Source organism: Nocardiopsis sp. NPDC007018 (assembly GCF_040635075.1).
Lineage (GTDB): Bacteria > Actinomycetota > Actinomycetes > Streptosporangiales > Streptosporangiaceae > Nocardiopsis.
In genome coordinates this window covers 1-3,279 of sequence record NZ_JBEYHA010000103.1, presented here as the reverse complement: position 1 = coordinate 3,279, position 3,279 = coordinate 1, and the positions used below count along the sequence as shown (strand labels likewise).

Here is a 3,279-nt window from a genome sequence, read left to right as displayed (position 1 = left end):
ATGACAAGCGGGCCGCGATCTTCGACGGGACTGTGCAGGTGGCCTCGATCAGGATCTGGCTCCGTGACCTGACCCGTTCAAAAAACAGTGCCTAGGGGCCTCGGGGGCGGGACTCCGGTGCGGGCCCGGCCGGGCCCGCACCGGGACGGGGTCAGTGCGAGCGCCGGGTGGCGGCCACCACCAGGTCGCCGAGCGGACCACGGGCGGAGGCGTCCAACTCGGGGCTCTCCAGGGCGGCCAGGGCCTGGTCGGCGTACTCGGCGACCATCGACTCACAGGCGGCCAGCGCCCCCGAGGACTCGATCAGCGCGCACATCCACTCCACCGCGTCCACGGCGAGGTCGGGCGCGCCCAGCAGGCCGCGGAAGCGCTCGGCGTCGGCCTCGTCGGAGCGGGCCAGCGTCTCGGCCACGACCAGGGTGCGCTTGCCCTCGCGCAGGTCGTCGCCCGCGGGCTTGCCCGTGGTGCCCGGGTCGCCGAAGACCCCGAGCACGTCGTCCCGCAGCTGGAAGGCGATGCCCAGCGGGATGCCGTAGTCGGTGTAGACACCGGCCAGTTCCGTGTGCCGCCCGGCCAGTGCGGCGCCCAGGTGGAGCGGCCGCTCCACCGTGTACTTGGCCGACTTGTAACGCATCACGCGCAGTGCGGCCTCACGGGTGGCGGTGCCGCGAACCTGCTCCAGGGTGTCCAGGTACTGCCCGGCCATCACCTCCGTGCGCATCGCGTCGAAGGGGGGCCTGCCGCCCTGGAGCGTGTCGGGGGAGAACCCGCTGGCCTGGTACATCTCGTCGGACCAGGCCAGGCACAGGTCGCCGATGAGGATCGCGGCCCCCTCGCCGAACCCGTCGCTGTCGCCGCTCCAGCCGTGGTCCGCGTGGAGCTTGGCCATGCGCTTGTGCGTGGCGGGGCGTCCGCGCCGGGTGTCGCTGTTGTCGATCACGTCGTCGTGGACCAGGGCGCACGCCTGGAGGAACTCCAGGGAGGCGGCGGCCCGCACCATGCGCGCGTCGCCCGCGGCGCCGCCCGCCCCGCGCCACCCCCAGTAGGCGAAGGTGGGGCGCAGGCGCTTGCCCCCGGAGAGCATCGCCTCCAGGGAGTCCATGGCCGGGGCCAGCTCCTCTCCGATCTCCAGCAGCCGTTCGCGGTGGGCGGAGCAGAAGGAGGTGAGTTCGCGGTCCACGTCGGCGCGGACGACGGACACTGCTGAGGAGGCTGAGGAAGATGAGGAGAGGGCCATACCCTGCACATTAGCGGCTGGTTCGCGCGCGCTTCCCCCGGATCGGGGGAACGGGGTGTGGTTCCCGGGCAGGGGTGCACTGAGACCCGGGTTGTCCAGAATGAGAGAAGAACGTTCCCTGTGTGCCTTTTGCTGTCTCGCATTCTGGGAAATGGAGAGAATCGGCGGTTTCTGTCTCACGAAGTGGGACACGCCGTCCGGGGGATCGAGGGTCTCGCCTAAGGTTGGAGTCATGTTGGCTGCACCGACCCGCCCCGTGGCGTCCCGATCCCCGGCCTCCAGGCCGCGTCATATCCGCGACCTCCTGGACTCGGGCGAGCCGATGTTCTCCTTCGAGTTCTTCCCGCCCCGCAACGCCCGGGCCCAGGAGCGGCTCTGGCGCGCGATCCGCGAGATCGAGGCCCTCGGCCCGTCCTTCGTCTCGGTCACCTACGGTGCGGGCGGCGGCACCCGCGACCTCACGGTGGAGACCACCGAGCGCATCGCCACCGACACCACGCTGATGCCGGTCGCGCACATGACCCTGGTGGACCACTCCGTCGCCGAGCTCCGCCACCTCATCGGCCGTCTGGCCGACGCGGGCGTGTCCAACATGCTCGCCGTACGCGGCGACCCGCCCGGCGACCCCGACGGCGAGTGGGTCCGACACCCCGACGGCCTCACCTACGCCGAGGACCTGGTCCGGCTCCTCAAGGAGAGCGGCGACTTCTGCGTGGGCGTGGCGGCCTTCCCGTTCAAGCACCCGCGCTCGGCGGACGTGGAGACCGACACCGACCACTTCGTGCGCAAGTGCGAGGCCGGGGCCGACTACGCCATCACCCAGATGTTCTTCGACGCGGAGGACTACCTGCGCCTGCGCGACCGGGTGGCCGCGCGCGGCTGTGAGGTGCCGATCATCCCCGAGGTCTTCCCCGTGGTGAAACTCGCCTCCATCCCGCGCTCGGAGCAGCTCTCCGGAGCGCCGTTCCCGCCCGCCCTGGCCGAGCGCTTCCAGCGGTTCGGCGACGACGAGGCGGCGGTGCGCGCCTTCGGGATCGAACACGCCCAGCGCATGTGCGAGCGGTTGCTCTCCGAGGGCGCCCCGGGCATCCACTTCATCACCTTCAACCAGTCCACGGCCACCAGGGAGATCTACCACGAGGTCGCCGGGTGCCGGGCCCGAGGAGCGGAAGCCGCGCGGCCATGATCGAGAACGGTTGGTCGGGGGAGCCGGGGAACGAGAAGGACTCCAGCACCTCGACGAACCCGCACGAGCGGTAGAGGTGGCGCGCGGGCGAGGGGCCGGTGCGGGTGGAGAGCACCGCGGTCGGCTCCGGGCGCCCCGCGCACAGCGCGTGCAGGAGCGAGCGGCCCAGGCCCCGGTTCTGCGCCTCCGGGAGCACGTGGACCTCGGCGATCTCCAGCGGGTCGGCCAGGTACCGGCGCGCGTGGCGTGAACGGCCGTGGTCGCGCAGCCCCTGGGTGACCACGTCGTGCCACCACTGCCCCTCGCGGCCGTGGAAGGCGTAGGCGAAGCCGAGGGGGCGTTCGCCCTCCACGGCCACCACCGAGGCGAACCCGGGGTAGCCGGCGTGGGAGACCATCACCGCCGCCCGCCCGGGCAGCTGTTCGGTCGGCGGGCGCATGGCCGCCTCGTAGATCTCCAGCAGTGCGGGCACGGCGTGCGTGAACGCGGGGGGTGCGAGGGCGCGTAACTCGGTGCGGTCTGCCACGCACCCACCCTAGGGCGCGCGCCGGGGTCGCCGCTGGTCCCGGCCGGGGCCGGCGCTTCTTGACGCGTGCCCCGGAGAGAGTGTTAACTGTCCTTGGTCGAACACGCGTTCGACTGGCTCCGCCGGTCCGCCGGCGGGTGCGGCGCGGCCGGGTCGGGGAGGGGAAGCCCCGGCCCGGCCGCGTCCGTCTCGGTCCGTTGTCCGGGCACGCGGAAGGCCGGGCACCCCCTCGGGGGTGCCCGCGCTTGCCGAAGCGCTTCTCGAAGCGGGCGACCCGGCCACCGGTGTCCAGGATCTTCTGCTTGCCGGTGTAGAAGGGGTGGCACGCGG

Annotated in this window: 3 protein-coding genes and 1 pseudogene; 1 reads left to right on the top strand and 3 read right to left on the bottom strand. The window is 72.3% G+C overall.

Annotation, left to right across the window (positions count from 1 at the left end):
* Window positions 1-151: 151 nt before the first annotated feature.
* Window positions 152-1,237: a polyprenyl synthetase family protein gene (locus tag ABZ635_RS27040; RefSeq protein ID WP_357770064.1), complete on the bottom strand. Its 1,086-nt coding sequence runs from the start codon at window positions 1,235-1,237 to the stop codon at window positions 152-154.
* 256 nt (window positions 1,238-1,493) lie between these two features.
* On the opposite strand from ABZ635_RS27040, the gene metF reads away from it, so the two are divergent.
* Window positions 1,494-2,423: a methylenetetrahydrofolate reductase [NAD(P)H] gene (gene metF, locus ABZ635_RS27035; protein WP_357770066.1), complete on the top strand. Its 930-nt coding sequence runs from the start codon at window positions 1,494-1,496 to the stop codon at window positions 2,421-2,423.
* On the opposite strand, the gene ABZ635_RS27030 is transcribed toward metF, so the two are convergent.
* Together ABZ635_RS27030 and rpmE are read right to left on the bottom strand one after the other, a co-directional pair.
* Window positions 2,341-2,949 carry a GNAT family N-acetyltransferase gene (locus ABZ635_RS27030; protein ID WP_357770063.1) on the bottom strand — a complete coding sequence of 203 codons (609 nt, stop codon included), beginning with the start codon at window positions 2,947-2,949 and terminating at the stop codon, window positions 2,341-2,343. The genes metF and ABZ635_RS27030 overlap by 83 nt on opposite strands.
* Before the next feature lie 241 nt (window positions 2,950-3,190).
* A pseudogene (rpmE, locus tag ABZ635_RS27025) lies at window positions 3,191-3,279 on the bottom strand (50S ribosomal protein L31); the annotation flags it as partial.

Excerpts from the sequence above, each read along its gene's own strand:
- ABZ635_RS27040 (WP_357770064.1), bottom strand. The coding sequence starts at position 1,237 with ATGGCCCTCTCCTCATCTTCCTCAGCCTCCTCAGCAGTGTCCGTCGTC.